General features: G+C 60.3%; 32 protein-coding genes and 1 pseudogene. 11 read left to right on the top strand and 22 right to left on the bottom strand.

The genetic code is table 11. From position 1 onward, the window contains the following. Positions 1–10 precede the first annotated feature (10 nt). Together GQB03_RS14815 and GQB03_RS14810 are read left to right on the top strand one after the other, a co-directional pair. Entirely contained in the window at positions 11–394 is a 384-nt protein-coding gene (locus tag GQB03_RS14815) for a DUF6394 family protein (RefSeq protein ID WP_159690948.1), read from the top strand. Then, positions 391–2,106, top strand: coding sequence for a potassium channel family protein (locus GQB03_RS14810; protein ID WP_159690945.1), 1,716 nt, complete (start codon positions 391–393; stop codon positions 2,104–2,106). Before GQB03_RS14815 ends, GQB03_RS14810 begins: the two co-directional genes overlap by 4 nt. 1 nt (position 2,107) lies before the next feature. On the opposite strand, the gene GQB03_RS14805 is transcribed toward GQB03_RS14810, so the two are convergent. Then, positions 2,108–2,338 (bottom strand): RNA-binding S4 domain-containing protein, encoded by a 231-nt coding sequence (locus GQB03_RS14805; RefSeq protein WP_159690942.1) that lies wholly within the window; start codon positions 2,336–2,338, stop codon positions 2,108–2,110. A gap of 88 nt (positions 2,339–2,426) precedes the next feature. On the opposite strand from GQB03_RS14805, the pseudogene GQB03_RS14800 reads away from it, so the two are divergent. Further along, positions 2,427–3,275 (top strand): annotated as a pseudogene (locus tag GQB03_RS14800) (ATP adenylyltransferase family protein); the annotation flags it as partial. 43 nt (positions 3,276–3,318) lie between these two features. On the opposite strand, the gene GQB03_RS23265 reads toward GQB03_RS14800, so the two are convergent. After that, complete coding sequence (locus GQB03_RS23265) at positions 3,319–3,678, bottom strand: YkgJ family cysteine cluster protein (RefSeq protein ID WP_159691189.1); 360 nt, start codon at positions 3,676–3,678, stop codon at positions 3,319–3,321. Between GQB03_RS23265 and GQB03_RS22995 the strand changes: the two genes are divergently transcribed. Next, a complete protein-coding gene (locus GQB03_RS22995; RefSeq protein ID WP_200832250.1) occupies positions 3,631–3,867 on the top strand; it encodes a hypothetical protein in 237 nt (78 codons plus the stop codon). The two genes, GQB03_RS23265 and GQB03_RS22995, sit on opposite strands and share 48 nt — an antisense overlap. Before the next feature lie 194 nt (positions 3,868–4,061). Here the strand turns inward: GQB03_RS22995 and GQB03_RS14790 are convergent, their stop codons facing one another. From GQB03_RS14790 to GQB03_RS14780, 3 genes are read right to left on the bottom strand one after another with little or no spacing between them, the layout of a single operon-like run. Further along, complete coding sequence (locus GQB03_RS14790) at positions 4,062–4,769, bottom strand: UPF0149 family protein (RefSeq protein WP_159690936.1); 708 nt, start codon at positions 4,767–4,769, stop codon at positions 4,062–4,064. Then, on the bottom strand, positions 4,766–5,491 hold the full coding sequence (trmB, locus tag GQB03_RS14785; protein WP_159690933.1) for a tRNA (guanine(46)-N(7))-methyltransferase TrmB: 726 nt from the start codon (positions 5,489–5,491) through the stop codon (positions 4,766–4,768). Before trmB ends, GQB03_RS14790 begins: the two co-directional genes overlap by 4 nt. An 8-nt stretch (positions 5,492–5,499) precedes the next feature. Next, positions 5,500–6,465, bottom strand: a complete 966-nt coding sequence (locus GQB03_RS14780) for a tRNA dihydrouridine synthase (protein ID WP_159690930.1) — start codon at positions 6,463–6,465, stop codon at positions 5,500–5,502. Positions 6,466–6,571: 106 nt separating this feature from the next. On the opposite strand from GQB03_RS14780, the gene arsC reads away from it, so the two are divergent. Next, a complete protein-coding gene (arsC, locus tag GQB03_RS14775; protein WP_159690928.1) occupies positions 6,572–6,937 on the top strand; it encodes an arsenate reductase (glutaredoxin) in 366 nt (121 codons plus the stop codon). 53 nt (positions 6,938–6,990) lie between these two features. On the opposite strand, the gene GQB03_RS14770 is transcribed toward arsC, so the two are convergent. Next, positions 6,991–7,878 (bottom strand): OmpA family protein, encoded by an 888-nt coding sequence (locus GQB03_RS14770; RefSeq protein ID WP_159690925.1) that lies wholly within the window; start codon positions 7,876–7,878, stop codon positions 6,991–6,993. A gap of 232 nt (positions 7,879–8,110) precedes the next feature. On the opposite strand from GQB03_RS14770, the gene rpmE reads away from it, so the two are divergent. Then, positions 8,111–8,329 (top strand): 50S ribosomal protein L31, encoded by a 219-nt coding sequence (gene rpmE / locus GQB03_RS14765; RefSeq protein WP_159690922.1) that lies wholly within the window; start codon positions 8,111–8,113, stop codon positions 8,327–8,329. 143 nt (positions 8,330–8,472) lie between these two features. On the opposite strand, the gene GQB03_RS23485 is transcribed toward rpmE, so the two are convergent. Continuing rightward, complete coding sequence (locus GQB03_RS23485; RefSeq protein WP_159690919.1) at positions 8,473–8,862, bottom strand: hypothetical protein; 390 nt, start codon at positions 8,860–8,862, stop codon at positions 8,473–8,475. Positions 8,863–8,865: 3 nt separating this feature from the next. Between GQB03_RS23485 and GQB03_RS14755 the strand changes: the two genes are divergently transcribed. Next, positions 8,866–10,065: a hypothetical protein gene (locus tag GQB03_RS14755; protein ID WP_159690916.1), complete on the top strand. Its 1,200-nt coding sequence runs from the start codon at positions 8,866–8,868 to the stop codon at positions 10,063–10,065. Between the two features lie 155 nt (positions 10,066–10,220). Here the strand turns inward: GQB03_RS14755 and orn are convergent, their stop codons facing one another. Further along, positions 10,221–10,769 carry an oligoribonuclease gene (gene orn / locus GQB03_RS14750; protein ID WP_159690913.1) on the bottom strand — a complete coding sequence of 183 codons (549 nt, stop codon included), beginning with the start codon at positions 10,767–10,769 and terminating at the stop codon, positions 10,221–10,223. A gap of 83 nt (positions 10,770–10,852) precedes the next feature. Between orn and GQB03_RS14745 the strand changes: the two genes are divergently transcribed. Genes GQB03_RS14745 through rsgA form a run of 3 tightly spaced genes read left to right on the top strand, consistent with a single transcriptional unit; the run spans position 10,853 to position 13,379 of the window. After that, positions 10,853–12,109, top strand: coding sequence for a M48 family metallopeptidase (locus GQB03_RS14745; protein ID WP_159690910.1), 1,257 nt, complete (start codon positions 10,853–10,855; stop codon positions 12,107–12,109). 9 nt (positions 12,110–12,118) lie between these two features. Next, positions 12,119–12,436 carry a cytochrome c family protein gene (locus GQB03_RS14740; RefSeq protein ID WP_159690907.1) on the top strand — a complete coding sequence of 106 codons (318 nt, stop codon included), beginning with the start codon at positions 12,119–12,121 and terminating at the stop codon, positions 12,434–12,436. Between the two features lie 55 nt (positions 12,437–12,491). Beyond that, positions 12,492–13,379, top strand: coding sequence for a ribosome small subunit-dependent GTPase A (gene rsgA, locus GQB03_RS14735; protein ID WP_159691186.1), 888 nt, complete (start codon positions 12,492–12,494; stop codon positions 13,377–13,379). Between the two features lie 81 nt (positions 13,380–13,460). On the opposite strand, the gene GQB03_RS14730 is transcribed toward rsgA, so the two are convergent. The 13 genes from GQB03_RS14730 to GQB03_RS14670 all read right to left on the bottom strand — a co-directional run bounded on the left by GQB03_RS14730 (position 13,461) and on the right by GQB03_RS14670 (position 24,790). Beyond that, complete coding sequence (locus GQB03_RS14730; RefSeq protein WP_159690904.1) at positions 13,461–14,411, bottom strand: alpha-E domain-containing protein; 951 nt, start codon at positions 14,409–14,411, stop codon at positions 13,461–13,463. A gap of 9 nt (positions 14,412–14,420) precedes the next feature. After that, complete coding sequence (locus GQB03_RS14725; RefSeq protein WP_159690901.1) at positions 14,421–15,839, bottom strand: circularly permuted type 2 ATP-grasp protein; 1,419 nt, start codon at positions 15,837–15,839, stop codon at positions 14,421–14,423. A 250-nt stretch (positions 15,840–16,089) separates the two neighbouring features. Further along, positions 16,090–17,274 (bottom strand): acetyl-CoA C-acyltransferase family protein, encoded by a 1,185-nt coding sequence (locus GQB03_RS14720; protein ID WP_159690898.1) that lies wholly within the window; start codon positions 17,272–17,274, stop codon positions 16,090–16,092. 24 nt (positions 17,275–17,298) lie between these two features. Continuing rightward, positions 17,299–18,225, bottom strand: coding sequence for a CobD/CbiB family protein (locus GQB03_RS14715; RefSeq protein WP_159690895.1), 927 nt, complete (start codon positions 18,223–18,225; stop codon positions 17,299–17,301). 56 nt (positions 18,226–18,281) lie between these two features. Beyond that, positions 18,282–18,812 (bottom strand): CoA pyrophosphatase, encoded by a 531-nt coding sequence (locus GQB03_RS14710; protein WP_327516820.1) that lies wholly within the window; start codon positions 18,810–18,812, stop codon positions 18,282–18,284. A gap of 107 nt (positions 18,813–18,919) precedes the next feature. Next, positions 18,920–19,615 (bottom strand): retropepsin-like aspartic protease family protein, encoded by a 696-nt coding sequence (locus GQB03_RS14705; protein ID WP_235027078.1) that lies wholly within the window; start codon positions 19,613–19,615, stop codon positions 18,920–18,922. 224 nt (positions 19,616–19,839) lie between these two features. Further along, positions 19,840–20,325, bottom strand: a complete 486-nt coding sequence (locus GQB03_RS14700) for a YajQ family cyclic di-GMP-binding protein (protein WP_159690889.1) — start codon at positions 20,323–20,325, stop codon at positions 19,840–19,842. Positions 20,326–20,391: 66 nt separating this feature from the next. After that, positions 20,392–20,709: a pyrimidine/purine nucleoside phosphorylase gene (gene ppnP, locus GQB03_RS14695; RefSeq protein WP_159690886.1), complete on the bottom strand. Its 318-nt coding sequence runs from the start codon at positions 20,707–20,709 to the stop codon at positions 20,392–20,394. Positions 20,710–20,734: 25 nt separating this feature from the next. Next, positions 20,735–20,965 (bottom strand): DUF2788 domain-containing protein, encoded by a 231-nt coding sequence (locus GQB03_RS14690; protein WP_159690885.1) that lies wholly within the window; start codon positions 20,963–20,965, stop codon positions 20,735–20,737. A gap of 11 nt (positions 20,966–20,976) precedes the next feature. After that, complete coding sequence (locus GQB03_RS14685; protein ID WP_159690882.1) at positions 20,977–22,206, bottom strand: argininosuccinate synthase; 1,230 nt, start codon at positions 22,204–22,206, stop codon at positions 20,977–20,979. Between the two features lie 31 nt (positions 22,207–22,237). Then, positions 22,238–22,681: a cytochrome C gene (locus GQB03_RS14680; RefSeq protein ID WP_159690880.1), complete on the bottom strand. Its 444-nt coding sequence runs from the start codon at positions 22,679–22,681 to the stop codon at positions 22,238–22,240. Further along, entirely contained in the window at positions 22,674–23,597 is a 924-nt protein-coding gene (argF, locus tag GQB03_RS14675) for an ornithine carbamoyltransferase (protein ID WP_159690878.1), read from the bottom strand. The genes GQB03_RS14680 and argF overlap by 8 nt, the downstream gene beginning before the upstream one ends. A 20-nt stretch (positions 23,598–23,617) precedes the next feature. Continuing rightward, positions 23,618–24,790: an aspartate aminotransferase family protein gene (locus GQB03_RS14670; RefSeq protein ID WP_159690875.1), complete on the bottom strand. Its 1,173-nt coding sequence runs from the start codon at positions 24,788–24,790 to the stop codon at positions 23,618–23,620. A gap of 341 nt (positions 24,791–25,131) precedes the next feature. Here GQB03_RS14670 and GQB03_RS14665 point away from each other — a divergent pair, with 341 nt between their 5' ends. Next, positions 25,132–25,428, top strand: a complete 297-nt coding sequence (locus GQB03_RS14665) for a DUF3579 domain-containing protein (protein ID WP_159690872.1) — start codon at positions 25,132–25,134, stop codon at positions 25,426–25,428. A gap of 140 nt (positions 25,429–25,568) precedes the next feature. On the opposite strand, the gene rpsT is transcribed toward GQB03_RS14665, so the two are convergent. Next, positions 25,569–25,835 carry a 30S ribosomal protein S20 gene (gene rpsT, locus GQB03_RS14660; RefSeq protein ID WP_159690869.1) on the bottom strand — a complete coding sequence of 89 codons (267 nt, stop codon included), beginning with the start codon at positions 25,833–25,835 and terminating at the stop codon, positions 25,569–25,571. Positions 25,836–25,958 lie beyond the last annotated feature (123 nt).

Genomic DNA, 25,958 nt, shown 5'->3' with positions numbered 1-25,958 from the left:
TCCAACCAAAATGAACCTAGAAAAGGTCATCTTCGGCTTCTTCATCGTCCTGGCCGCGACGCTCAATTTCGGATTCTTCATCGGCGACATCGACAATGCGGTCCATCATGATGTCTACGAGCTCTTTGCCGCGATCGTCGTCAACCTGATCGCCACCGTGCTGAAGTTCGGTGACCGCACGCAGATCGGCGCGATTCATCTGTCAACCAGCCTGGTTGCCGATCTCCAACTGATCGCCGCGGCGGTTGTCTGGGGCTACGGAACCACGGTGGCCGGCGCCCCACTCTCGGCCGATCTGACCGCGAAAATCGTTTCGCTCTCGGGCGGCGCGCTGTTTGCCAACGTCGTATCCGTGGTGATCCTGATCGCCGAGACCATCATGCAGCGGCGATGATTCCGGGCACCCATCACGGCAGCTTCTTCCTGATCCTGCGGCGCATGCGAGCGCCGCTGATCCTGCTGATCCTTATCTTCGCGATTTCGGTCCTGGGTCTCACCATCGTCCCGGGTTACGACGAAAACGGCAACCCGGCGCGGATGAGCTTCTTCCACGCCTTTTACTTCATCAGCTATACCGCTACGACAATCGGTTTTGGTGAGGTACCGAACGCCTTCAGCGAAGCGCAGAGGATGTGGGCAACACTGTGCATATACATGTCCGTGGTGGGTTGGGCATATAGCATCGGCACCCTTTTCGCCCTGTTTCAGGACAAGAACTTCCAGCACGCCCTCAAGGTAGAACAATTCGCCCGGGCGGTCAGACGGCTTCGCGAACCCTTCTTCCTGATCTGCGGCTATGGCGAAACCGGCCGACTGCTCACCCGCGCACTGGACCGCATGGGACTCCGCGTGGTGGCCGTCGAGGTTGACGAAGTCAAGGCCGGCGAACTCGAGCTGCACACCTACTACGCGGACATCCCGACCCTCGTTGCGGATGCCCGCTACCCCGAAGTCCTGCGACTGGCCGGCCTGACCCATCCGAACTGCCGCGGCGTCATGACCCTGACCAACGACGACACGGTAAACCTCTCGGTCGCCATTGCGGCCCGCCTGCTGGCGCCGACGCTGCCGGCCCTGTGCCGCTCCGAGTCACCGGAATCCACCGCCAACATGGCGTCTTTCGGCACCCGGCACATCATCAGTCCGTTCGAAAAATTCGGGGAGTACCTCGCGCTGGCGCTGCATGCCCCGTCGGCATTTCATCTGCTCGAATGGCTCACAGGCGTTCCGGGCAGTCTCGTCGAACCGCACCGTGACCCCCCGCACGGACGCTGGCTCTTGTGCGGATACGGTAACTTCGGCCGCATCCTGACCCGATCCTTGCGTCAGGAGGGCGTGGAAGTCATCGTGATCGATCAGGGCCCGGCCCCCGCCGATTACGAGGGCGAATGGCTCTGCGGCGACGCCACCGGCGCGCAGGCACTTCGCACCGCAGGGGTCGAAACGGCAAGCGGGATCATTGCCTGTGTCGGCAGCGACGTAAACAACCTGTCGATCGCGGTCACCGCCCGCGAGCTCAAGCCCGACCTTTTCGTCATCCTTCGTCAGAACCACTTTGCCAACGCACCGCTTTTCGACGCTTTCCCGAGCGACCTGCGAGTCGTATCAAGCCGTATCGTGGCGCACGAATGCCTGGCCATCCTCACGACACCGCTGCTGGTTCCGTTCCTGGCCCAGATCAAGCAGCGTGACGAAGCATGGTCGCGGCGCCTGGTGAAACGTCTCACGGACCGTTTTGGCTGGAAGGTGCCGAACATCTGGAGCGTGAGGATCAACGCGGAAAACGCACCCGCGCTGTTCCGCCTGCTGATGCCGGCAGGCCCGATCGTGAACCTGGGCAGCTTGCTGCAGGACCCCGCCGACCGCGCCCGACCGCTCGAGTGCGAAGTGCTCTACATCATGCGGGATGACGACGGCACCGTTCTGCTGCCCGATTCAGACCAGGAGGTAAGGGTCGGCGACCAACTGCTGCTGGTCGGTACGCGCGAGGCACAAAGTGCGCTCGCACTCACCCTGGAAAACCCCAACACGCTCGATTACGTGTTGACCGGGCATGACGTGCCCGGCGGCTGGGTATGGGAGCGGCTCGCGCGCCGACGCGCCTGAGTCAATCCGCGCCCCGCTCGTCGGATACCAGCTTCACTTCCTGGTCGGCGAGCCGCACGCGTTGACCGGGGCGCAGCTTGGCCCGTTTGCGGTTCTCGCGCTTGCCATCCACGCTGACCTCCCCGGCTTCGACCACGCGATGCGCCTCGCCGCCCGACATAACGAGCCCGCAGGCCTTCAACAACTGGTCGAGCTGGATGTAGTCACCACGCACAGCGAAGACGATTGCCATCAGGAGACTCCGGATCGGGTTGGACACGTACAATAGCCGGCGTTCCTGCCAGCCCCCGGCATTCTCCCAGAGCCGGCCTCTTTCCGCCATGAGCACCACCGATCAGCATCTCGAGCTTCTCATCACCAACACCATCCGACGGGCCCTCGCCGCTGGCGCGCTGCAACCGATCGCCACGGAACAACTGGTCATCGAGGAGCACGGAATTCCCTTCGTGGTCCGGTGGGTTTCCGAACTGGCGCGCAAGCGCATGCAAGCTGTCAATGCAAGCGGCCGGCGCCCCGACTACAACCCGTTTCTTCCCTATGACACCACCCTCGAAGTCGACCAACTTGGCCAGCACCACGTCGCCCTCCTGAACAAGTACCCTGTCATGGACAGGCACCTGCTGATCGTCACCCGCGCCTATGAAGAACAGACCGATCCACTCACCTCGGCGGATCTCGCCGCATTGTGGTCACTGATCGAACGGCTCGGCGGCATGGGTTTCTGCAATGGCGGACAGCTCGCGGGTGCCAGCCAGCATCACAAGCACCTGCAATGGATCCCTGCAGATCCGGAGGATCCGTCGAGCATACCGATCGCCGCGGCCGTGCGCAGTGCGCAACCGCAGCGGACACCCGAAGCCGTTCCCGCCTTCCCGTTCCGCCACGCTTTCCGGCGACTGGACGACATCGCGGCGCAGCCTCGCGACAAAGCGGGCGACACACTCCAGGCATGCTTTACCACCCTGTGCGAAGGCCTCGGCATGCAAGCTCGAACCGGTCCCTTGCCACCGTACAACCTTTTGTTGACCCGCAGCTGGATGCTACTCGTGCCGCGCACCAGGGAATCATGGCAACGGATGTCGATCAATTCCCTTGGCTTTGCGGGACTGTTGTTCGTGCCGGAAAAATCGCAGATAGACGCCGTACGCCAGGCCGGCCCGCTCTCCATCCTCTCCTCCGTGACCGGACTCGAGGAATCGCAGGCAGGCGTTCTCAGGCCGCTTGCGGAAAAACAAGTGGTTCAAGCGGCGGCAGACCGATACGGGCACGCAACTCGTCACACTTCGGATTCGGCGAGCCGTCCTCGAAAAACACCGGGAACTCCCGACACGGCGTAGGCCGGTTCTCGTAGATCGTGCAGGAAACCGATTTGCCGAGCTCGCCCGAGAGCGCAACACAGCGACGCGGCTCACTGTTGCTCCCCTGCATGCAACGCAAATGAGGCGTGAGCTTCTCCGTAAGGGCGGCTGGCACAAAACCACCCGGCACGTCGTCGGCCTCGGCCCAGTAAAACGAAATTCTGAAATGGGTGCAGCAGATACCGCAGGTCATGCAGGGGTTGGGGTCGCTCATTTCGGGCACACGCATGCATTCATACGAGGCACCGAAGCACTGGCGCCACCCGATCGACATGGCCCGCCCGATCCGGAAAAACCCGGATCCGGGCGCTGGGATATTCAGGATTTCGTGCTGCTCATCGATCTCGGCGCGCGGATTCTAGCGCTTCTCAAGGCAAAATCAAGAGACCAAAAAACTCTTTAATTTTCAACAAATTAAAAACATATTTGGCCAAATTTTTCGCCCATCCCGAAATGACTCAGGTTCGCATAGTGACAGGTGTACGGCGAACCGGTCGCCCCGAAAGCGGTAGATCGATTCATTCGCAAGAGACGCTCCCGGGGCGGCACGCGATCAGGCGCCTGCCGTCAGCCGGCCATCACACATCCGCGCAGCGCTCACACCGGCGCCCCACAGCACTTCTTGTATTTCTTCCCACTCCCGCAAGGACAGGGATCGTTACGCCCCGGACCACCGGACTGTGACGTTCCCGGCGCATCGATGCTCACCGGGACCGGCGTGGCAACCCCGAGTTCGCGCCAATGCGCATGCAGCCCACGTACCGCCTGTGCGGATTCGGCAAGCCAGCCAAGCCGCACGTCGAGATCCTCTTCCTCTTCCTCCGACGCCCATGGCGCGAAGGCGCGCTCGAGGAGCCCTTCGGCAACGTCGACATCATCGTCAGAAAAGCGCTCGCGCCAGTCCTCCGGCCAGCTCTCCAGCCCCTGCTCAAAACCCGCGATCCACTCTTCTCCGAGCGGCGGAGCATCCTTCCCTTCGGGTGAATAGCAGAACGGATCCCAGCCCTCTTCGCCGAGGGCGATCGTGGCGACGATCTCGTTGTGATATCTCAGGACCATTTCAAGCGCCCTGCGTGCCGCGCGCGCCGAGCCGAAGCTGGCTTCATCGGCATCGGCCGACCAGACTGCGGCCAGCCAGTCCGCAGGTGCCTGCACGACGGGACCAGCGACGATCGCAGCCAGATAGCCATCCAGCATCTCCAGATTCATGCAATCCGCGGGGACGTCATCCGACACCAGCAATTCTTCGAGTTCGCTGAACTCGTCGTCGCTCAAACGCATTTGCTGCGCCAATTCCTCACTCATTGCCTGTCCAGTGTGTTGGTGATGGTGGAATCGGTATCGGCGTCCGCCGGGTCCCGATCGAAATCTGCTTCCAGCCGGAACAGGGTCTGCCCCGAATCCCGGTACTTGCGCTCGAAGGGCGAAATCGGCCGATCAGGTTCGAAAGTTGCCCACTCGAAGGTATGTCCCCGCAGCAGCGCCAGGGCCGCAGTCATCTCTTCAATATACACGCGCCAGTTGGTACGGCATTCAAATCGCCCACCCAATCTTGGCAAATAGGGAAAGACGGGATGGGCATGCCAGCGCCGCGCCAGATGCCCGATCTTGGGCCAAGGATTCGGATACAGCACATAGTGCCGATCCAGACGCACACCCGATTCATGCAGCAGCCGCCAATAGTCGACAAGATCGGCACGTACCAGCACCATATTGGTCGGTAGCAAAGCGTCGGGATAAGGCTTGCGGCGCGCAAGCCGATCAGCTGATTGATCGACTCCGATCACCCAGTGTCCGGGGTTCGCGCGCGCGAGCTGAATGGTCGAATGCCCTACACCGCATCCGGCATCGAGAATCACTGGGTCGCTGCCATTCCATCCCACCAGGCTATCGGCAAGCGCTACCCGATTGTAGTCTGCATAAGGCTTGCGAAAAGGCGCACGTGCATGGCGCAGCACCCGTTCAGCCAGCCCCTCGTGAACACCCGTCTGGGCGCTCTCGGGAATTTTCGAGTTGGCGTAGCTCATATCCGTCCTCAGGCTGCCAGCTGGTGCAGCGGCACACCGTGCTCCTGCAGGATCCGGGCAATCCGCAGGTGGCAGCGCTCGGCCCGAAGGTCGTCATAAAGCCGCTGCGCCCCCGAAAAATTGCGGCGAAGCATGTTGAGCCACTGCTTGAGTCGCCCCGGCACGTGTCGCGCTTCAAGCTTTGCGCTCACGGCCTCCCAGAACTCGCCCAGGAGCAGCCGCAGTTCGTGCCACTCGCTTTCGCGATCCGGCTCCGAGCCGCCCTTTATGCGCCGTGCAAGAAAGGGATCCGCAACCGCACCCCGGCCAAGCATCACGTCCGCAACGCCCGAAACCCGCCGGCAGCGCGACCAGTCCTCGGTATTCCAGACCTCGCCGTTCGCAACCACCTCGATCGATACGGCATCCGCGATCCGTGCCACCCATTCCCAATGCGCCGGGGGACGATACGCATCTGCCTTGGTCCGTGCATGCACGACCAGCAGGTCGACGCCGCCATCGGCCAACGCCTGCGCACATTCCACGGCACGTCCCGGATCGTCAACCCCGAGCCGCATCTTCGCACTGTAGGGAACACCGGCTGGCACTGCAGCCCGCACCGATGTCGCAATGCGATTCAGCAGGTCCGGATCGTCGAGCAGGACCGCCCCGCCACGATGGCGATTGACGATCGGTGCCGGGCAACCGAAATTCAGATCGACGCCCGGGGGGTTCAAGGTAGCGAGCGAGGCCGCGCTCTCGGCCATCATCGATGGATCGGAGCCCAGAAGTTGCACGCGCACCGGTGTTCCGGCTGCGGTTCTGCCACCGCGTTGCAATTCGGGACTGAGGCGGCGGAAGAAGCGCCGGGGCAAAACCGTACCGGTCACCCGCGCAAACTCGGTCACCGCCCAGTCATAGCCCCCGGCACGCGTCAGGACCTGCCGCAGCACATCGTCGGCAAGTCCTTCCATCGGTGCAAGCAGCAGCCTCATCGCGCAATCATCTCAAGATTTCCCGGCAGGGGCGCGATTGTACTGGAGTGGACGGCATAGCGGGCGGGCGCTCTAGAATATGGGATTGATCACTCCATCACGCGACATGTCAGAGAAAATCCGCATCTATCACAACCCGCGCTGTTCCAAAAGCCGTGGAGCCTGCGCACTCCTCGCCGAACGGGGCGTCGAATTCGAGGTGATCGAATATCTCAAGACGCCGCCCAGCCTCGAGGAACTGCGCGCAATCGTGGCGCAGCTCGGCATCCGCCCCGCAGAGTTGGTGCGACGCAACGAAAACATCTTCAAGGAGCAATATGCCGGGCAGGCACTCGACGACAATGGCTGGCTTCAGGCGATGGTCGAGCACCCGATCCTGATCGAAAGGCCGATCGTCGTCGCGGAAGGCCGCGCCGTCATCGGACGCCCACCGGAAAGGATCGCCACCATGCTCGACGGGCCAGGAACCTGACTCCACCATGAAAAAAGCCGGCGTGTCGCCGGCTTTTTTCACATGCGCCAGACTTACTCGACGAACTCGATGCGGCGATTGCGCTGACGACCTTCCGGCGTCCCGTTGTCGGCGACAGGTTTGTCCTGTCCAAGGCCATCGGCGGCAAGCTTGCCGGAATCCACGCCGTGGGCAACGAGATAGGTCACCACCGATTCCGCGCGCTGCTTCGAGAGCGTGCGGTTCGATTCTGCATCGCCAACGTTATCGGTATGACCGAGAACCTTGACGCTCCGGCCGTCCTCGGCCAGCACCTGGGCAATCAGGTTGAGGCGTGGGCGCGACACTTCCGGAATCTCGGCACTTCCGGTCGCAAATTCGATGGTTTCGTTGAGCAGCACCGAAGGAGCGACCGTCGAAGCATTACCGGCAAGTGCTGAGTCGACAGTCAGACGGTTATCGAGCTTGAGCCCATCGACCAGGTTCGCGGACAACCACGCAGCAATTTCGCTGCGCGCCGCTTCCGACCCGACCCGCCCCTCGAGCGTGGCTTCATTGCCATTCGAAAGAACAAGATTGAAAACCGGTACCCCACGCAGACGGGCAAAGACGTCGAGCGGCTTGGCCTTCCACCACAGACGCGGCGCATCAGCGGCGATCTCCAGCTGGTCGGTCACGTTCTCTGCGCCGAAGAACAACTGAGCTTTCGTAAGGACCCGACGGCGGGTGTTTTCGTCGGGTACGCGGCCTTCGAGCACCATCTTTCCATCCGAGAACGCGATGCCGATCGTACCAAGTGCGACTTCAACGTCGGCTGGTGCGGCAACAACCGCTGCCCCGCCCTCACCACCGCTTCCGTTGCGACCGATTGCCATGAACAGCGTGGCCGCAATCGCCACCACCACTGCAATCACGACGCCGGCAACGGCGCCAAACCTGCTTTCCTGATCCTGATCTTCCATGACACTCCCTTGTCTTGCTGGTGTTGTGGGCGGGCTAGTTAGGCCTGTCGCGCTGGACGCACGCGAGTTTAACCGAATGCGGCCGGGATAGGCCCTCGCTGGGCGGTCATTTAATCCATCGCAACAATGTCGCGGCGGCAGTCGCCCGATGCTTGTTCTTTTTTGCCGTTGCGGTCATAATTCTGCCTTTTTTAGGGCGGCCACATTCACCGTCCGCAGCCGGGGAACCACAATGAAAGCCGAAATCCATCCGAACTACGCCGAAGTCGATGTCGTCTGCAGCTGCGGCAACAGCTTCAAGACGCGCTCCACGATTGGCAAGCCCAGCATCAACGTTGAAGTCTGCTCCGCCTGCCATCCGTTCTATACCGGCAAGCAACGTATCGTCGACACCGCTGGCCGGGTCGAGCGTTTCCGTCAAAAATACGGCAACGTACAGCGCCTCGGCTGATTCGAGGTGCAGCACGACGAAAGAGGCAGCCAAGGCTGCCTTTTTTGTTGCCCGTGACTTTTGACGCAAGCCCGGGCCGGAAGCGGATAGACTTCCGCAAGACAAATAGAGCGCCAGCCGCCGAAGCATCCATGCGCAGAGATTCATTTCTTCCGATCGCCCTTCTCGCCGGAATCTATCTCCTTACCGGCATCATCGGCCACGACCCGTGGAGAGGAGCCGATGCGGCACATTTGGGCCCAGTCCTTGAAATGCTCGGCGGCAGAAGCACCCTGTATCCAAGCATCGGTGGTGCCGTCCTTCCGGACTTTGGCCCGCTCTATTACTGGGTTGCAGCCTTGCTGGCCCAATCCCTGGGCGTCGTGCTTCCCATACATGATGCAGCGCGCATTGCCACCAGCGTCTTTGCCGCGCTGGCGCTTCTCGGCTTGTGGCACGCTTGCCGAAGACTGGATGGCGAAGAAAGTGCCCCGGCTTCGCTTCTTCTGACACTCGGCTGTCTTGGCCTGGTCATCCACGCCCATGAAAATCAACCCATGCTCGCACTGATGGCGGCTCAGGCGTGGGCGCTGGCCGGCGCCGCCGGGATCGCGAAGGGAGTACGTGGCTCCGGAGTACTGTGCGGATTGGGAGCCGGTGCAGCGATTCTGGCAGCAGGTGTGGACGGCGCACTGCTATGTATGCCACTGCCCCTGATAGCCCTGCTCGCCCGCCGCAGCGACGGCATGTCGGTTGGACGACAAACGTGGACTGCAGTAGGGGTCTCTATCTTGTCCGCTGCCGCCTGGTTGATTCCGTTTGCGATGCGCTCACCCGACGCACTGCAAACCTGGCTTGCAGTGGAATCGGCGTCGTTCTCGCTCAGCCCTCCCGACGGAACGGAAGTGGGAGACTGGCTCAAATTGCTGGCGTGGTTCGTGTGGCCGCTGTGGCCACTCGCGCTGTGGCGCCTGTGGCGGGCCCGAGGCAGGCTGTTTGATCCGGCCATCTGCATCCCGCTGTCCGGTCTGGCACTAGGAATGCTGCAACTCCTGTTGTTCAGCAACCCCAACCCGGCCCGTGCCATCCCGTTGATTGCGCCGCTGGCGCTTCTCGCGGCACAGGCCATGCCGGCCCTCAAGCGCGGCGGCGCGGCGGCCTTCGACTGGTTTGCCCTCGCCACCTTCTCATTCTTCGGCCTGCTGCTGATCTGCAGCTGGAGTGCGATGATATCCGGCTGGCCGCCGGGTCTGGCGCGCCATTTCCGCAAGCTGGCGCCAGCATTCGAACTCGCTCCATCGATCGCAGCGATCGTCGTGGCAGGCGTAATCTGTGTGTGCTGGCTTACCTATCTGGCGCTCAGGCGCGCAGCCGGTCGTGACGCCGCATTGACCTGGGCCATCGGCATGACTGCAATGTGGTGCCTTGCGGTTACCCTCCTGCAGCCCTGGTTCAACTATGGCAAGAGCTACCGTACGGCAGCGGAAAGCCTTTCGCAGGCGCTGCCGGGGGAGTACCGAGGCTGTGTGGCCAGCCTTGGCCTCGGACCATCCCAACGCAGTTCGATGCAATACTTCGCCGGACTCCAAACGCGCATCAGTGTCGACGGCAAGACAGGCTGCCAAGCGCTTCTGACCTATGGGCAGCCCGATACGACCGCCCGCGCACTCGAAAAGGACGGTTGGAAAGAAACCTGGGAATATCGCCGCGGAGGAGGCCGTCAGTTCGAGGTATTCCGGCTGTATCGCCGCAATTGAGTTGAATTGCTCAAGATTACGGCGCCTCGCCCGCCCGCACCCCGAGCACCGATCAGAACGCCAATCGTGAGGTAGCGACAGGAATCGCACCCGGCAACCCTGCAGTGAGAAAACCGCTCAAGTCGAACGCCGACCGGTACCTCACGTGCGCGACGTCACGCCAGCCGCAGGAAGTTGTCGCGGTAGTGGCGCAACTCCTGGATGGATTCATGAATGTCGGCCAGCGCCTCGTGCTTCCCCTTCTTCTCCACGCCTTTGTGCACATCCGGGCGCCAACGTTTGGCAAGCTCTTTGAGCGTTGACACGTCGAGATTCCGGTAGTGAAACCAGGCCTCGAGTTTCGGCATGTAGCGCGCAAGAAAACGCCGGTCCTGACAGATGGAATTGCCACACATCGGAGAGGTCCGTGCCGGAACATGCGCCTGCAGGAATGCAAGCATCTGCGACTCCGCCTCAGCTTCACCGGTCGCAGACGCGCGCACCCGCTCGATCAGTCCCGAGCGGCCGTGGGTGTTCCGGTTCCACTCGTCCATCCCGTCAAGGACGGCCGGCGGCTGATGTACCGCTATGACGGGCGCTTCCGCAACAGTTTCGAGCCTGCTGTCCGTGATCACGATCGCGATCTCGATGATACGATCGTTGTCGGGCTCCAGACCGGTCATTTCCATGTCCAGCCAGATGAGGTGGTTCTGATCCTGTGCCATAATCGCCGCGAACAATTAAAGCCGCATTCTGTCACAACTCACGTCTGCAATCCGGCCAAACGTGGCGGCCCTTCCCCAGCCCAATGAGCGCACACGAATTCAGCACCATATTTATCGCTGGCCTTGCCTTGACGGTGACCGTGCGGGCCTGGCTCGCGATGCGTCAGATCTCGCATGTCCGCAGCCACCGGGACATGGTGCCCACGGCATTTGCCGACCGGATCAACCAGAGTGCCCACCGGCGTGCAGCCGATTACACCGTCGCGCGGGTCCGATTCGGACTCGTTGATCTGCTCGTCTCGGCACTGTGGCTGCTGGCACTCACCATGGGCGGAATACTGCAAGCAGTTCACGATCTATTAGGCGCATTTGCGACCCCCGGCACCATCGCGCACGGCACGGCGTTTCTCGCGAGCATCGCGGTGCTCGGCTGGGTGATTGACCTTCCATTCACGCTTTACCGCACATTCGGTATCGAGGCCCGCTTCGGCTTCAATCGCATGACGCCTGGCCTGCTCGTCTCGGACACGCTCAAGGAAGCGCTGGTTGCCGCCCTGGTCGGGCTTCCGGTCATTGCGATGGTGCTATGGCTGATGAACGACATGGGCAGCATGTGGTGGTTCTACGTCTGGTGCTTCTGGCTGGCCTTCAACCTCCTCGTCCTGCTCGTCTGGCCAACCTTCATCGCGCCACTCTTCAACAAGTTCGCGCCCTTGGAAGATCCGGAGCTGCGTCGTCGCGTCGAAGCGCTTCTGACGAGGTGCGGATTCAGGGTAAGCGGCTTGTTCGTCATGGACGGATCGCGGCGTTCGGCGCATGGCAACGCCTATTTCACCGGCTTCGGCGCGAGCAAGCGGATCGTTTTTTTCGATACCCTGCTTGAAAAGCTGGCACCGAACGAGATCGAGGCTGTCCTCGCTCATGAGCTCGGGCATTTCCGCCACCATCACGTCTGGAAACGCCTCGCCGCAATGTCCCTGATGACGCTCCTGCTGCTCGCGCTGCTGGGTTGGCTTTCGTCCCGGGACTGGTTCTTTTCGGGCTTGGGAATGAACAGCCGGGACATGGCATCGGCACTCGCACTTTTTGCGCTGACGATGCCTGTTTTCACTTTTCCATTCGGGCCGGCGATGAGTTTCTGGTCACGCCTCCACGAATACGAAGCCGACAGCTATGCTTCACGACAGACCTCCGCAAACGACCTCGTCAGTGCCCTGGTCAAACTCTATCGCGACAACGCGTCGACACTGACACCGGATCCAATCTATTCGCGCTTCTACGACTCACACCCACCTGCCGCACTGCGCGTAGCCCGGTTGCAGGCGCAGGGATCAGCCTAGGAGACGATCATGCGTGGATTCAGATACACCGTGGCAACAGTCGCAACCCTCTTCGCAAGCACCGCGACACTAGCAAATCCGTTTGGCGGTGCAAATCTTGAAAACGGCAGGAAAATGCACGCGGAACACTGCGTCGCGTGCCACGCGGAAAAGTTCGAGGGTGACGCAGCCAGGATGTATCTGCGAAGCGACCACAAGGTCAAGTCTGCGTCGGCCCTCACCCAACAGGTGACGACCTGCGTCACGATGCTCAAACTGGGTTGGTTCCCCGAGGAAGAACTCGACGTCGCGGGCTACCTGAACAAGGAATACTACAAATTCAAATGAATGCTGCTTTTCACATCCACGGCGATGGCATGCGGAGCTTGCACGCTTGAGCGCATTGTCCGGACAGGTGGTGGCGGCATTTGGCCGCCAATACGAAGTGGAGATTGAAAGCGGCGAGAAGCTCCTTTGCTACCCTCGGGGAAAACGTAGCAATCTCGCATGTGGTGACAAGGTGCAGGTCGAGTACAGCGGTGACGGAGTCGGCGTCATACGGACACATCTCGAACGCCACAGCCTGCTTTATCGATCGGACGCATGGAAGCAGAAACTGATTGCCGCCAATGTGACACAACTCGTTCTGGTGGTCGCAACCGAACCGAGCTTCAGCAATGAACTGCTTTCCCGGTGTGTCTGCGCCGCCGAAAGCCAGGAAATCGAGACGCTCTTTGTCCTCAACAAGACGGATCTTGCCGATCGACTTCCCGCTGCAAGGCAGGCGCTGCAGATCTTCACCCGACTTGGTTACACGCTACTCGAACTCTCCGCCCACGTTGACGTGGGACCGCTTCGCACGTATTTGCACGATCACTGCAACGTTCTCGTCGGACAGTCCGGAATGGGCAAGTCGACCCTCACGAACGCACTGGTTCCCGGGGCTAATGCCGCTACGCGGGAAATTTCGGAGACGCTCGACAGCGGCAAACACACGACGACGTTTGCACGAATGTACCGACTGGACGACACGAGCCGCCTGATCGACTGCCCGGGGCTTCAGACCTTCGGCCTGGCCCATCTCGATCAGCCTTCGCTGCTGCACGCCTTCCGGGAATTTCGCCCCTTTATCGGCACCTGCCGCTTCCGCGATTGCAGACATGATGCCGAACCGGGCTGCGGCCTGCTCGCTGCGCTTGAACAAGGGCATATCGCCCCCCAGCGGTGGGCGCACTACCGTCAGTTCAGCGGCGAACTGGACGACGCGAGACGACTCTCGAAAGGCTGGTAGCCCGCGCCCCCGGTCAGGCCTGCGATATCGCGCACACCGAGCGCTTGACGCGCATCGGATTGTCGTACCGCAGCGTGACACTCAGTTATTGGTCGGAATCAGAAAATCGTCTGCGATGCGACCGCCCAGATCGTAAATACTCTCCATGAATTCATCCAGGAAGGCATGAAGGCCTCGCGACATCACGTCCTCGATGCGACCGAATCGTAGCGATGCTTCCAACTGGCCTGCACGACGGCCCGTCTCCGCCGAACGACCATTGCCCACCGCCGCAATATTCGTCGCAACCTCCTTCAGGCATCGCGCCAGGGATCGTGGCATGTTCGCATCAAGGATGAGCAACTCTGCAACTCGTACCGGCGTGATCATGTCGCGGTAAACCTTGCGATATACCTCGAAGGCGGATACGGAATGAAGCAGCGCACTCCAACGATAGTAGTCGGCGGAGCCGCCATCGTCCTCACCTTCTGAAGACATGAGGGTCTGATACTTCACGTCCAGAATCCGTGCGGTATTGTCCGCGCGCTCGAGGAAAGTACCGAGGCGAATGAAACGCAGCGATTCGTCCTGCAACATCGTCCCGATCGTCACGCCTCGTGAAAGATGCGAACGGTATTTGACCCATTCGAAGAACGCATCGATCCCCGTCTCTTCCATTGCCGCTGGCGTAAAGCTGCGCATCTTGAGCCAGCACGCGTTGGTGGTTTCCCAGAGTTCGCTCGTCAGGGTGCCGCGCACCGCATGTGCATTCTCGCGCGTGGCCCGCAGACAACTGCGAATACTTGAAGGGTTTGCGTCATCAAAAATCATGTATCGCAGTACGGAATCGGGCGTCACCGCGCCATGTCGCTCCTTGTACTGCTCGTCGAGTGACATGATCCGCAAAAGTGCAACCCAATTGTCAGTCGCCTCCGCCCGCGTCTGCGGAAGCAGCGACATGCGGTAATTGACTTCCAGCATGCGCGCGAGATTCTCGGCCCGTTCCATGTATCGGGCCATCCAGAACAGATGATCGGCAGTTCGGCTCAGCATGTCTTTTCCTCAGGCCTCCAGCACCCAAGTGTCCTTGGTGCCACCACCCTGGGACGAATTAACAACGAGGGATCCTTCCCGCAGCGCGACGCGTGTCAGGCCACCGGGTGCCATTCGAACCTCTTTCCCGGAAAGCACAAACGGACGCAGATCAATGTGGCGCGGAGCGACACCGCTTTCGACGAAAGTCGGACAAGCCGACAGCGCCAGGGTCGGCTGTGCAATGTAGCGTTCCGGCGACGCAAGCAGGCGCTTCCGGAACTCTTCGATTTCAGCCTTCGACGAAGTGGGGCCCACAAGCATGCCGTAGCCTCCCGCACCATGGACTTCCTTGACGACCAGTTCAGCGAGGTTCGCCAGAACATAGGAAAGCTCACCAGCGTCTCTACAGCGGTAAGTCGGCACGTTGTTGAGTATCGGCTCCTCGCCAAGATAGAAACGAATCATCTCCGGCACATGCGGATAGATCGACTTGTCGTCGGCGACACCACTACCTATCGCATTGCACAAGGTCACCTTGCCCGCACGGTAGGCGGAGAGAAGGCCGGCGACGCCAAGCATCGAATCCTTGCGGAATGCGAGCGGATCCAGGAAGTCATCATCGATGCGCCGATAGATGACGTCTACCCGCTTGGGTCCCCGTGTAGTGCGCATGAAGACCTGTTCGTCCTTGACGAAGAGATCCTGCCCCTCTACCAGTTCGACGCCCATCTGCTGGGCGAGAAACGCGTGCTCGAAATACGCGCTGTTATACGCGCCCGGCGTCATCACCACGACCGTCGGATCATCCAGGCTCATCGGGGCGACACTACGCAGGGTGTCGAGCAACAAGTTGGGATAGTGGTCGACCGGCGCAACCCGATTGCTCGAGAACAACTCTGGAAACAGCCGCATCATCATGCGACGATCCTCGAGCATGTAAGACACGCCCGACGGGACCCGGAGATTGTCTTCAAGTACGTAGAATTCGCCTTCACCCGCACGGACGACATCCACCCCGGCAATGTGCGCATAGACGTTCTGGGCGACCGCAACACCTCGCATTTCCGGGCGAAACTGCGCATTGTTCAGAACGTCTTCGGCGGGAATCCGACCCGCCTTGAGAATGGCCTGGTCGTGATAGACGTCATGAACGAAGGCGTTCAGTGCCTGTACCCGCTGGCTCAGGCCGGCGCTCATGGTGCTCCATTCCTTCGCGGTAATGATGCGCGGAATGATGTCGAAAGGAATCAATCGCTCGACGCCCGCGTCCTCCCCATATACGGCGAAGGTAATACCGAATCGGTGGAAAAGCGTGTCCGCCTCTGCCCGCTTTCGGGCCAAACGCTCGTCGGACATGCTCGACAGCCACGCAGCGAATTCGCGGTACTGCTCGCGAATTCCTCCCTCCGCGTCGGCCATCTCGTTGTAAAACTTCTTGATGGTCATAGAGCCGCTCGGTAACAAATCGGTTTTCTTTCGCCATAGTTACAGCGAAAAACGTGCCAACCCCGGGTTACAGGCGAGAACGGCATTTAGGGCGGGAAGTTCGTTTTTCCGCACCATTCCAGTGCATCAGGCGGGCCAAGCAAGCACTTATTGGTGCCTGCCGCCTTGCAGGAAAACTAGGCCTTGATGAGCCTCTGAAAACAAAAACCCCCGCACAAGGCGGGGGTTCGCGTGCTCGGATCTCTCCGGATCAGAGTCGTTCGAAGATCGCGGCAATGCCTTGGCCACCACCGATACACATGGTCACCAAGGCATACTTCCCACCAGTGCGCTGCAATTCGTACAGTGCCTTGGTGGCGATAAACGCGCCGGAGCAACCGACCGGGTGCCCCAGAGCAATCGCGCCACCGTTCGGGTTGGTCTTGGCGGGATCCAGGCCGAGAACCTTGGCCACGGTCAGAGCCTGCGCAGCAAAGGCTTCGTTGGACTCGATCACATCCATGTTGTCGAGCGTCAGACCAGCCTTTTTCAGCGCCATTCGGCTTGCAGGAATCGGCCCTTCACCCATCACCTCGTTGGGAACGCCAGCAATTGCGTAGGAAACCAAACGCGCCATAGGCTTGTGACCTGCTTTTGCCGCGACTTCGCTATCCGCCATCACGAAGAAGGCCGCGCCGTCGTTGATACCCGAAGCGTTTCCGGCGGTAACGGTACCATCCTTCTTGAATGCCGGTTTCATCTTGGCCAGCGTTTCCATCGTCGTACCACGCTTGAGGTGCTCGTCGGTGTCGAATACGACCTCACCCTTGCGCGTCTGCTTCACGATCGGCACGATCTGCGACTTGAAACGACCCTCATCGATCGCGATCGCAGCGCGACGCTGAGATTCGACTGCGAATGCGTCCTGCTCTTCGCGCGAGAACCCATGCTTGGCCGCAAGGTTTTCGGCGGTAATACCCATATGGCCAACGCCGAACGGGTCGGTAAGCACAGCCACCATGCTGTCGAGCGCCTTGGTGTCACCCATGCGGGCACCGGAGCGCAGCGCGGGAAGCATGTAAACGCCTTTCGACATCACCTCGACACCACCACCGATACCGTAATCGGCATCGCCCAGCAGGATGTTCTGGGCAGTAGTAACGATGCCCTGCAGGCCAGAGGAGCACAGGCGGCTCACCTGCATCGCGACCGACTCCATTGGCAGACCCGCCTGGATGGAAGCGACACGCGAAACGTAGGCGTACCTCGCGTCCGTCGGGATGCAGTTACCGACGGTCACATAGTTGATCAACTGGGGATCGACGCCTGAACGGACCACCGACTCCTTCATCACGATGCCTGCGAGTTCACTGGCTTCGAAATCAGCCAGGGAACCGCCAAAGCCCCCGATCGGTGAACGCACGGCGCTCAGAACCACCACTTCACGATTTGCCATCTACACTCCCTCCATGAAAGCACACTAACGGCCGACCCAACCTGCGATCGCAAGCAAGACCAGCAACAGCAGACAAAGCACAAGGGATCGCCAAACGAGCCCTACCGTTGCCTGCATGAAATCCGCATCTGCTTCATCGCCGGTTCCGATTTCCGGTCGGTCCACAATCTCGCCAAACTCATGCACCGGCATGCCCAGACGCACGCCCAGCGCACCCGCCCCGCTCGCGATCAGTATCCCGTCGATGCGATCCGGCCATTGCAATGCCTGAGTCCGCCAGCAGAAGATCGCATCCTCGAAATCCCCGGCGATCGAAAATGCAATTGCCGTGACCCTTGCCGGCAGCCAGTCGAGCCATTCGAAACCCCGCCGCGCAAAAGCGCCAAAGCTGCCGAATTCGGGATCCCGACGCTTGCCCCACTCTTCGGCAAAAAACCTCGCCAACCTGTAGAGCACGGCACCGCTCGGCCCTGGCAGCAGGATGAACCAAAAGCATACGCCAAAAACGTTCCGATGGGCTCCGATGAGAGCCTGCTCGATCGCCAACCGGGCCACTTCGCTCGAACTCGAATCGTCATGCCCGGCGCCGCGCCACTCGCCGAGAAGCTTGCGGGCGCGCTCGAGTTCCCCCATGCGCAGGGCCAGATGGATATCGGTGAAGAAATGGCTCTCCTGCCTGAATCCCATCGTCAGATAAAGCACGGCGATATTGAAGACAAGCGCGAGTACCGGGTGCAGTCGCGAGAGTAGAACAAACGCCACGGCACTTGCTAGCGTCGCACCAACAATCACCAGGCCCCAGGAAAGCCGTCCGTTTCGGTGGCGTCCGTCGTTGAAACGTTCGATCATCGATGCGGACACACGGCGCAGCGGCGCGAGCACGAATCTATCTACCGGCAAGGGCCTGATCTGCTCGATGAGCAAGGCTACGATCAGAGCGAGGAGAGTCATGCAGTCACACGGGAATATGGCGGCGGGCAGGCGAGAACAATATCACATTCACCGCCTCAATCTTCCTCGGCGAAGCCGTCGTCCTCGCCGGTCAGGAAACGGCGCAGGGTCACCAACATTCCAGCAGTCGCGCCCCAGATGTAATGGCGGTCGTACGGTATCGCAAAGTACTGCCGGCGATGCCCCTCGATCACGATGCTGTGGAGGCGCTGGTTGCGTCGATCCATTAGAAATTCGAGCGGTACTTCGAACGCTTCCGCAACCTCGAATTCATCAAGAACGAGTTCGAACGGTCTGGCGATCAGCCCTACCACCGGCGTGATGTTGAAGCCCGTTCCGGTCTGATAGTCAGGCAACCGCCCGAGCAGCTCTACCTTGTCGGCCTGCAGGCCGATTTCCTCCGCGGTTTCGCGCAATGCGGCGACAATCGGGCTCTCGTCATCGGCCTCAACCCGCCCACCCGGGAAACTGATCTGTCCCGGATGATGATGCAAATGATCGGTACGTTTGGTAAGCAGTACCGTCAAGCCTCCTTCTCGAACAACCAGCGGAACGAGCACCGCTGCAGGACGCAGGCCGGCAGGCACACCGGGCTCGACAGGCGGAAGAATCAAGCGAGGCGCAGCAAAGCACGCACGTATGCGGTCCGGATCAATGGTGGGGCGATCGCCAGCAGATGAGGAATCCTGCTTCATCAATATCGCTGCTTCAAGGTGAGCACCGTACTTTCCCTCGATATCTCCATGCGATTCAACGCACTCATGCCAAGCAGCGCGAAGGGCAGTTCTCGCTCGTGTACCGCGGCATCCACACCGTGCAACACAAGCCCGCCTATCCGTAGCTCATCCACCCGGACCAACCAGGCCCTTGCCGCACCGTTTGCCGTCTGGGTTCTGATCAGCTGCCCCGCCCTGTAGTCAAGGCCGGCGCGCCGGGCATCATCACGCCCCAGCGAGACGAGCGAAGCGCCAGTATCAACGAGAAATCGCACTCCGGCACCGTTTACCCGACCATCGAGGAAGAAATGGCCACGGGCATCAGCCGACACGCTCAAAGACCGATCAGCGCTGGCGTTGTTCCCTTGTCGCGCCACCTGCTCGCCAACCCTGAGAGTCGACCTCTTTCCATCCACCTCGAAGGTGACCGTCTGTCCTTCGATCGCTAGCACGCGCACGCCTGACCGCGACTCGCCGATCGCAACGGCTCGCGGTGCGCCACCGTCTATCATGAGGACAGCCTTGCCAGGAAAGACCCCTGCAACCACCACTTCGGCGGCCGGAAGCTGCCCCGAAACGAAAACCAGCATGGCAGCAGCAAGCCACCGCCCAATCGGCATCTCCAGTGATCGCACCGCATGGCCCAACTTGCCGAGCGGCCTGTACATGGTCATGCTGGCAGAGCGCCGTTCAGGCGTGAGGGCAGACACTCGAGCCAAGTGTCTGCCCGGAGCGGAAAACAGGCACCGACGCCGGGACAGCCTGCAGCAATCGCGATACGCTCATCTCGACATCCAGCGCCTTGCGGAAAGCCCGCTGCGCCACCAAGCCACTGAACGGTTCCGTTCGGCCCGTCCCGATAGCGCTCCGTGAAATCGAGGATATCGCCATCCCCATCTCAGTCCCTGAAGTTCCCGAACTGCAGCGGAAAATCCGTTACCTCCTTGCGCACCAGTGCAATACACTCCTGCAGCAGGTCGCGCTTTGCACCACTGACCCGTACCGCTTCACCCTGGATGCTGGACTGTACCTTCAACTTGCTGTCCTTGAGCAGCTTGACGATAGTCTTCGCGAGTTCCTGCTCGACACCGACCCGAACTATCAATTCCTGCTTGACCTTGTTACCCCCGACCTTCTGCACGTCTCCGTACTTGAGGCAACGCACATCGATTTTCTTCGAGGTCATTTCGGGCAGCAGGATTCCCTGCATCTGATCGAGCTGAAAGTCGGTATCCGCGTAAAGCGTCAGCAACTTGTCACCCTGCTCGACACGACAATCGGAACCTTTGAAGTCGTATCGCCCACCGATTTTCCGGTTGGCGCCCTCAACCGCATTGCGCAGGTTGACCAGATCCACTTCAGACGTGATGTCGAACGACGGCATGGCAAATATTCCGTTCTCGTTTGGCCGCACTCACGACAAGTAAGTGCGGCTTCGGTGCGCTTCGAATCAGCCGTAATGGCAAACGTAATGGAAGGGTTCCCCCTCCACAACGATATCGAAGCTTGAATTCGCAGGCACGGAAAAGGATTGTCCAGCGACGTATGCCTTCCATTCCGATTCGCCCCTGAGGCGGATCCTGCAGCTTCCCCCTACGCCTTCCATGACCTCGGGCGCGGCGGTGTTGAAGGTCAGCTCAGCCGGCAGGATGACGCCCACCGATTTGCGCGTCCCGTCCGCAAAGGTGACTGTGTGGCTCACGCACTTGCCATCAAAGTAGACGTTGGCAGCCTTGTCCACCGAAACGCCATCGAAACTCTTACTCATTGCAAAACGATCCTGTTGGGTCGCATCAATTGATGCCGAGAAACTTGATGATGATTTCCTTGGAAATGAAGCCGATAAATCCGAGTCCGAGTCCGACGAACATCCAGATTGCACCGTATTTTCCGGCCTTCGATTCCCAGGCGAGATGACCAATGATGAACACCATGTACGCAATCAGGCCGGTAAAGCACACCTTGAGCGAGATATCCTCGAACTCGGCGACCGTAAGGCCAAAGATCAGCGGTTCCGGTGCCACGCCAGTCTCCCTCAGCCGCGCTTGAGTCTTGCGTTCGCGGCAATGCGCATGCGAAGCGCATTCAACCGGATGAATCCGTGGGCGTCCTTCTGGTCGTAAGCACCGGCATCGTCTTCAAATGTGGCAATCGTCGGATCAAACAGCGAATCGGTCTTCGAATCACGCCCGACCACGATCACGTTGCCCTTGTAGAGCTTCAGACGGACCCAGCCATTGACGGTCAACTGCGTCTGATCGATCAAGGCCTGCAGCGAGACTCGCTCGGGCGCCCACCAATAGCCGTTGTAGATCATGCTCGCATAGCGCGGCATCAGATCATCCTTGAGGTGCGCGACTTCGCGGTCAAGCGTGATCGACTCGATGGCGCGGTGGGCCTTGAGCAGGATCGTGCCCCCAGGGGTTTCGTAGCAACCACGCGACTTCATTCCGACGTAGCGGTTTTCGACGAGATCAAGCCTGCCGATGCCGTGCTTGCCACCCAGTTCGTTTAGTTTGGCCAGCAGCTCATGCGCTTTCAGGCGAGTACCGTTGATCGCGACGAGATCGCCTTTTTCGAACTCCAGATCCAGATATTCGGCAGCATCGGGCGCAGCCTCGGGCGAAACGGTCCAACGCCACATCGACTCCTCGGCCTCGGCAGCCGGGTTCTCGAGATGACGCCCCTCGAACGAGATGTGCAGGAGATTGGCATCCATCGAATACGGCGAACCGCCCTGCTTGTGTTTCATCTCGATGGGGATGCCGTGCTTCTCGGCATAGGCAAGAAGCTTTTCGCGCGAGAGCAGATCCCACTCCCGCCACGGTGCAATGACCTTCACACCGGGCATCAGTGCGTAGTATCCCAGCTCGAAACGCACTTGGTCGTTACCCTTGCCGGTTGCGCCATGCGACACAGCGTCAGCACCGGTTTCGCGGGCAATTTCGATCTGGCGCTTGGATATCAGCGGCCGGGCAATCGAGGTGCCGAGCAGATACTCCCCTTCATAGATCGTGTTGGCACGGAACATCGGAAAGACGAAATCCCTGACGAACTCTTCGCGCAGGTCATCGATGTAGATGTGCTCGGGCTTGATTCCGAATTTCAGCGCTTTGGTACGCGCCGGCTCGAGCTCCTCGCCCTGCCCCAGATCGGCGGTGAAAGTCACCACCTCGCATTGATAGGTGTCCTGGAGCCACTTCAGAATCACCGAAGTATCCAGTCCGCCGGAATAAGCCAGCACAACCTTCTTGACGTCGCTCATCTCTTAACTTCCAGATATCAAATTGCCGGGATCAACGCACCCGGTAAGCCATGTGGCAGGACACGCAGGCGTTCATCACCGCCTGATACCCTGCAAAAATCCGTTTGCCATCCCCGCTCCGAATCGCCTCGGACCACTGGTTGGCAGCGTCATGCATGCCGATTCCGAGCCGATGCATCGCTGCCGGCATGTGTCTTCCCGGCGCATCCGGATTACCCCTTTGCTGCCCCATCGACCCGAAGCCGATCCCGGCGTCGGCAGCTGCGGCGGCCTCTTCGAACCTTCCCTCGGCCAACAAGCCCGACACTTCGGCAAGTGCCAGAGTATGCGCCCGCATTTCGGCCCGCAGAAGCTCGACTGCCTGCGCAGGCATTTCGACCCGCTGTCGTGAATCGTCACCGCCGTCCGCAGCACCGGCCTGCATCGTCACGAGCAGCGACGCTCCGACCAGTAGACCACGCAGGACTTCAGTCATCCACACGACCCAGCAGCAGGAACTCCAGCAGCGCCTTCTGCGCATGCAATCTGTTCTCCGCCTCGTCCCACACAACGCTATGAACGCCGTCGATCACACCGGCGGACACTTCCTCCCCCCTGTGAGCGGGCAGGCAGTGCATGAAAAGAGCATCCGACCGAGCTACATCCATCATGTCCTCGTCGACCTGCCAGTCGGCGAAAGCCTTCATGCGGGCCTCGTTCTCGGCTTCGAAACCCATTGAGGTCCAGACGTCGGTCGTCACCAGATCGGCACCACGACAGGCATCCATCGGATCGGCGAACTGTTCGAAATTGTCCGTGCCGTAGAGCCCGGCGCGTTCAGGTTCGACTTCGTAACCCGGCGGGGTAGAAACGTGCACATTGAAATCGAGCACTTCCGCCGCCTGCAGCCAGGTATTGCACATGTTGTTCGAATCGCCGATCCAGGCCACCGTCTTGCCTTTGATCGAACCGCGATGCTCGATGAACGTAACGATATCGGCGAGGATCTGGCACGGATGGTATTCGTTCGTCAGTCCGTTGATCACCGGTACCCGCGAGTTGGCCGCAAACCGCTCGATGATCTCCTGCTCGAAAGTGCGAATCATGACGATGTCGGTCATTCGCGAAATCACCTGAGCGGCGTCTTCCACCGGCTCGCCACGCCCCAGCTGCGAATCACGGGTATTCAAATAGATCGCCGCTCCGCCAAGTTGCTGCATTCCGGCTTCGAACGACAGGCGGGTCCGAGTACTGGCCTTCTCGAAGATCATTACCAGAGAACGGTCGAACAGCGGACGATACGGCTCGTAGCGCTTGAATCGGTCCTTGATCCGACAAATGCGCTCGAACAGGTAGTCATACTCCTGTGCCGAAAAGTCCTTGAACTGAAGATAGTGGCGTGGTGGGTTCATTCCGACCTTCTTTGCTATTTTCAGGCAGTCAGATGCGCCCGGATCAGCGGCACGAGCCGCTCGACGAGCACATCGGAATCCGCTTCGGTAAACACCAGGGGGGGCAGCAATCGAATGACGCGCTCGGCAGTCACGTTGATCAGCAGACCGGCTGCGATCGCCCTGCTCACCAGCTCCCCACAGGGACGATCCAATTCGATCCCGATCATCAAACCCGAACCCCGGATGTCGCGAACACCTTCAAGGTCGCTCAACGCGTCGGCAAATTGACGGCGGATATAGTCTCCGACCTTCGTCGCCTGTGCCAGCAGGTCGTCATCCTCGAGAATCTGCAAGGTTGCGAGCGCCGCCGCGCAGGCTAGTGGATTGCCGCCGAAAGTGGTTCCATGATTGCCGGGTTTGAAAACATCGACAGCCGGCCCTGCGGCAAGACAGGCGCCGATCGGGACGCCCGAACCCAGCCCCTTGGCAAGCGACATCACGTCAGGTCGAATCCCCAGTTGCTGATGGGCAAACCAGGCCCCGGTCCGGCCGACGCCACACTGCACTTCATCGAGCATCATCAGCCAGCCCTGACGGGTGCACAGATCTCGCAGCGAACGCATGTATTCGGCATGAGCGACGTGGATTCCGCCTTCGCCCTGGATAGGTTCCAACAGCACAGCGACGACGTTCGGATTCGACTCCGCGACCTTGTTGATCGCCCCGATGTCATCGAATGGCACCCTTACGAACCCGGACACCAGTGGCTCAAAGCCGACCTGGACCTTTCGGTTGCCCGTCGCCGAAAGCGTCGCCAGCGTGCGGCCGTGAAACGATTGCTCCATGACGATGATCGCAGGCTGTTCGATGCCCTTCTGGTGGCCGTAAAGACGGGCCAGCTTGATCGAAGCCTCGTTCGCCTCACAACCCGAATTGCAGAAAAACACCTGCTCCATCTGCGCCAGCTCGGCGAGCCGGTCGCCCAGCGCCTCCTGCAGAGGAATCCGGTAAAGATTCGAGGTGTGGATGACGCTCGCAGCCTGGCGAGCGATCGCCTCGACAAGGCGGGGGTGGTTGTGCCCCAGTGTAGACACCGCGATCCCGGCCAACGCATCGAGATAGCGCTTTCCGCTCTCATCAAACAGCCAGACGCCTTCGCCGTGCTCGAAAGCGACCGGCAAACGTCCGTATGTATTCATCAGGTGCGACATCACTCTCCCCGAGTGCCGAGACGAAAGCCCCGATTCGGGCCCCGTGATCTAAAAAGCAGACGGCGGCACGGGCCGCCGTCGGCGTCAAACTGACCGCCAATGGTAAGCGAAAGCGGCCTCGATTGTATAGTTCGCCCCCCTCGGGTTCTTCGGCTGCCGTACCGGTACGGGCGAGAAGTTCACCTTGTGGACAAGCCGCGCGCCATGCGAAACGACCGTTTTCTGATACCATTCGGCAGCATCGCTGCACGGGCCTCCAAAGGCAGCCGAACGCCCGCCCCCGGCGACGACTCTCGCGCAAGTTTGTCCACCGTCCTGTTTACAGCCTCGCGGCTCGGAAAATGAAATCAAGAATCCAGAGCTTTGTCATCGTCGGCGTCACCAATGAAGGCAAGAAATTCAGGCCCAGCGACTGGGCAGACAGGCTTTGCGGCGTCATGTCCGCATTCGGAGCTGACAACCGGATGATGTACTCACCGTACGTGCGTCCCGGATGCTCTCTGAAGGGCGACAAAACCGTTGTTGTCGATGCCCGCCTCCACGATGTCGAACCCCTCGCCTACAATTTTCTGGTTAATTTCGCGAAGGACAACAACCTCCAGGTCGACACCGTTGACCCCGAAACGACCGCCGTCTGAACCCGCCAGAGCAGGAAATCACCAACCGGACGCGACCGTTGGATGTTCTGCGGCGGAAACGTAACCGCTCAGCTTGGAGAAGACCAAAAAAGAACGGCGACCCTGTGGTCGCCGTTCTAGCATTCATACTTCAGCGTCGATCAAGCAGCCATGCCCTTGATCGCGGCAGACAGACGGCTCTTGTGGCGAGCGGCCTTGTTCTTGTGAATGATTTTCTTGTCAGCGATGCTGTCGATCGTGCTGGTGGACGCCTGAAACACCTGCTGGGCGGCAGACTTGTCACCTGCTGCGACGGCCTTGCGCACTGCCTTGATCGCGGTACGCAGGCGCGAACGCAAGCTTGCATTATGGGCGCGTGCCGTCAAGGCTTGACGCGCGCGTTTGCGGGCTTGTGCCGAATTGGCCATGTCGAGAAATTCCGTTGTTTGGTTTACGAAACCCGCGATTCTAGCCAGCCCGGGGGGAGTTAGCAACTAAAATCGCACCAAGCGCGGCGAACTCCCGGATTGACGACGCACCGAAACCGCATC

Origin of the sequence: Cognatazoarcus halotolerans, from assembly GCF_009800965.1 — a bacterium.
Lineage (GTDB): Bacteria > Pseudomonadota > Gammaproteobacteria > Burkholderiales > Rhodocyclaceae > Cognatazoarcus > Cognatazoarcus halotolerans.
Note: the sequence above shows the minus strand (reverse complement) of the source record. Positions and strands in the feature narration are given on the sequence as shown.

What these genes read in the sequence shown, in the direction of transcription:
- trmB (WP_159690933.1), bottom strand. Translation starts at nt 5,491, where the DNA reads ATGAGCTACGCCAACTCGAAAATTCCCGAGAGCGCCCAGACGGGTGTT.
- GQB03_RS14770 (WP_159690925.1), bottom strand. Translation starts at nt 7,878, where the DNA reads ATGGAAGATCAGGATCAGGAAAGCAGGTTTGGCGCCGTTGCCGGCGTC.
- GQB03_RS14715 (WP_159690895.1), bottom strand. Translation starts at nt 18,225, where the DNA reads ATGACTCTCCTCGCTCTGATCGTAGCCTTGCTCATCGAGCAGATCAGG.
- ppnP (WP_159690886.1), bottom strand. Translation starts at nt 20,709, where the DNA reads ATGAGTAAGAGTTTCGATGGCGTTTCGGTGGACAAGGCTGCCAACGTC.
- GQB03_RS14740 (WP_159690907.1), top strand. Translation starts at nt 12,119, where the DNA reads ATGCGTGGATTCAGATACACCGTGGCAACAGTCGCAACCCTCTTCGCA.
- GQB03_RS14700 (WP_159690889.1), bottom strand. Translation starts at nt 20,325, where the DNA reads ATGCCGTCGTTCGACATCACGTCTGAAGTGGATCTGGTCAACCTGCGC.
- GQB03_RS22995 (WP_200832250.1), top strand. Translation starts at nt 3,631, where the DNA reads ATGGGTGCAGCAGATACCGCAGGTCATGCAGGGGTTGGGGTCGCTCAT.
- GQB03_RS14790 (WP_159690936.1), bottom strand. Translation starts at nt 4,769, where the DNA reads ATGAGTGAGGAATTGGCGCAGCAAATGCGTTTGAGCGACGACGAGTTC.
- GQB03_RS14665 (WP_159690872.1), top strand. Translation starts at nt 25,132, where the DNA reads ATGAAATCAAGAATCCAGAGCTTTGTCATCGTCGGCGTCACCAATGAA.
- GQB03_RS14755 (WP_159690916.1), top strand. Translation starts at nt 8,866, where the DNA reads ATGCTCGCACTGATGGCGGCTCAGGCGTGGGCGCTGGCCGGCGCCGCC.
- GQB03_RS14725 (WP_159690901.1), bottom strand. Translation starts at nt 15,839, where the DNA reads ATGACCATCAAGAAGTTTTACAACGAGATGGCCGACGCGGAGGGAGGA.
- GQB03_RS14745 (WP_159690910.1), top strand. Translation starts at nt 10,853, where the DNA reads ATGAGCGCACACGAATTCAGCACCATATTTATCGCTGGCCTTGCCTTG.
- GQB03_RS14730 (WP_159690904.1), bottom strand. Translation starts at nt 14,411, where the DNA reads ATGCTGAGCCGAACTGCCGATCATCTGTTCTGGATGGCCCGATACATG.
- GQB03_RS14780 (WP_159690930.1), bottom strand. Translation starts at nt 6,465, where the DNA reads ATGAGGCTGCTGCTTGCACCGATGGAAGGACTTGCCGACGATGTGCTG.
- GQB03_RS14805 (WP_159690942.1), bottom strand. Translation starts at nt 2,338, where the DNA reads ATGGCAATCGTCTTCGCTGTGCGTGGTGACTACATCCAGCTCGACCAG.
- orn (WP_159690913.1), bottom strand. Translation starts at nt 10,769, where the DNA reads ATGGCACAGGATCAGAACCACCTCATCTGGCTGGACATGGAAATGACC.
- GQB03_RS23265 (WP_159691189.1), bottom strand. Translation starts at nt 3,678, where the DNA reads ATGAGCGACCCCAACCCCTGCATGACCTGCGGTATCTGCTGCACCCAT.
- GQB03_RS14720 (WP_159690898.1), bottom strand. Translation starts at nt 17,274, where the DNA reads ATGGCAAATCGTGAAGTGGTGGTTCTGAGCGCCGTGCGTTCACCGATC.
- rpsT (WP_159690869.1), bottom strand. Translation starts at nt 25,835, where the DNA reads ATGGCCAATTCGGCACAAGCCCGCAAACGCGCGCGTCAAGCCTTGACG.
- argF (WP_159690878.1), bottom strand. Translation starts at nt 23,597, where the DNA reads ATGAACCCACCACGCCACTATCTTCAGTTCAAGGACTTTTCGGCACAG.
- GQB03_RS14810 (WP_159690945.1), top strand. Translation starts at nt 391, where the DNA reads ATGATTCCGGGCACCCATCACGGCAGCTTCTTCCTGATCCTGCGGCGC.
- GQB03_RS14815 (WP_159690948.1), top strand. Translation starts at nt 11, where the DNA reads ATGAACCTAGAAAAGGTCATCTTCGGCTTCTTCATCGTCCTGGCCGCG.
- GQB03_RS14685 (WP_159690882.1), bottom strand. Translation starts at nt 22,206, where the DNA reads ATGAGCGACGTCAAGAAGGTTGTGCTGGCTTATTCCGGCGGACTGGAT.
- GQB03_RS14705 (WP_235027078.1), bottom strand. Translation starts at nt 19,615, where the DNA reads ATGACCATGTACAGGCCGCTCGGCAAGTTGGGCCATGCGGTGCGATCA.
- arsC (WP_159690928.1), top strand. Translation starts at nt 6,572, where the DNA reads ATGTCAGAGAAAATCCGCATCTATCACAACCCGCGCTGTTCCAAAAGC.
- GQB03_RS14670 (WP_159690875.1), bottom strand. Translation starts at nt 24,790, where the DNA reads ATGTCGCACCTGATGAATACATACGGACGTTTGCCGGTCGCTTTCGAG.
- rpmE (WP_159690922.1), top strand. Translation starts at nt 8,111, where the DNA reads ATGAAAGCCGAAATCCATCCGAACTACGCCGAAGTCGATGTCGTCTGC.
- GQB03_RS14680 (WP_159690880.1), bottom strand. Translation starts at nt 22,681, where the DNA reads ATGACTGAAGTCCTGCGTGGTCTACTGGTCGGAGCGTCGCTGCTCGTG.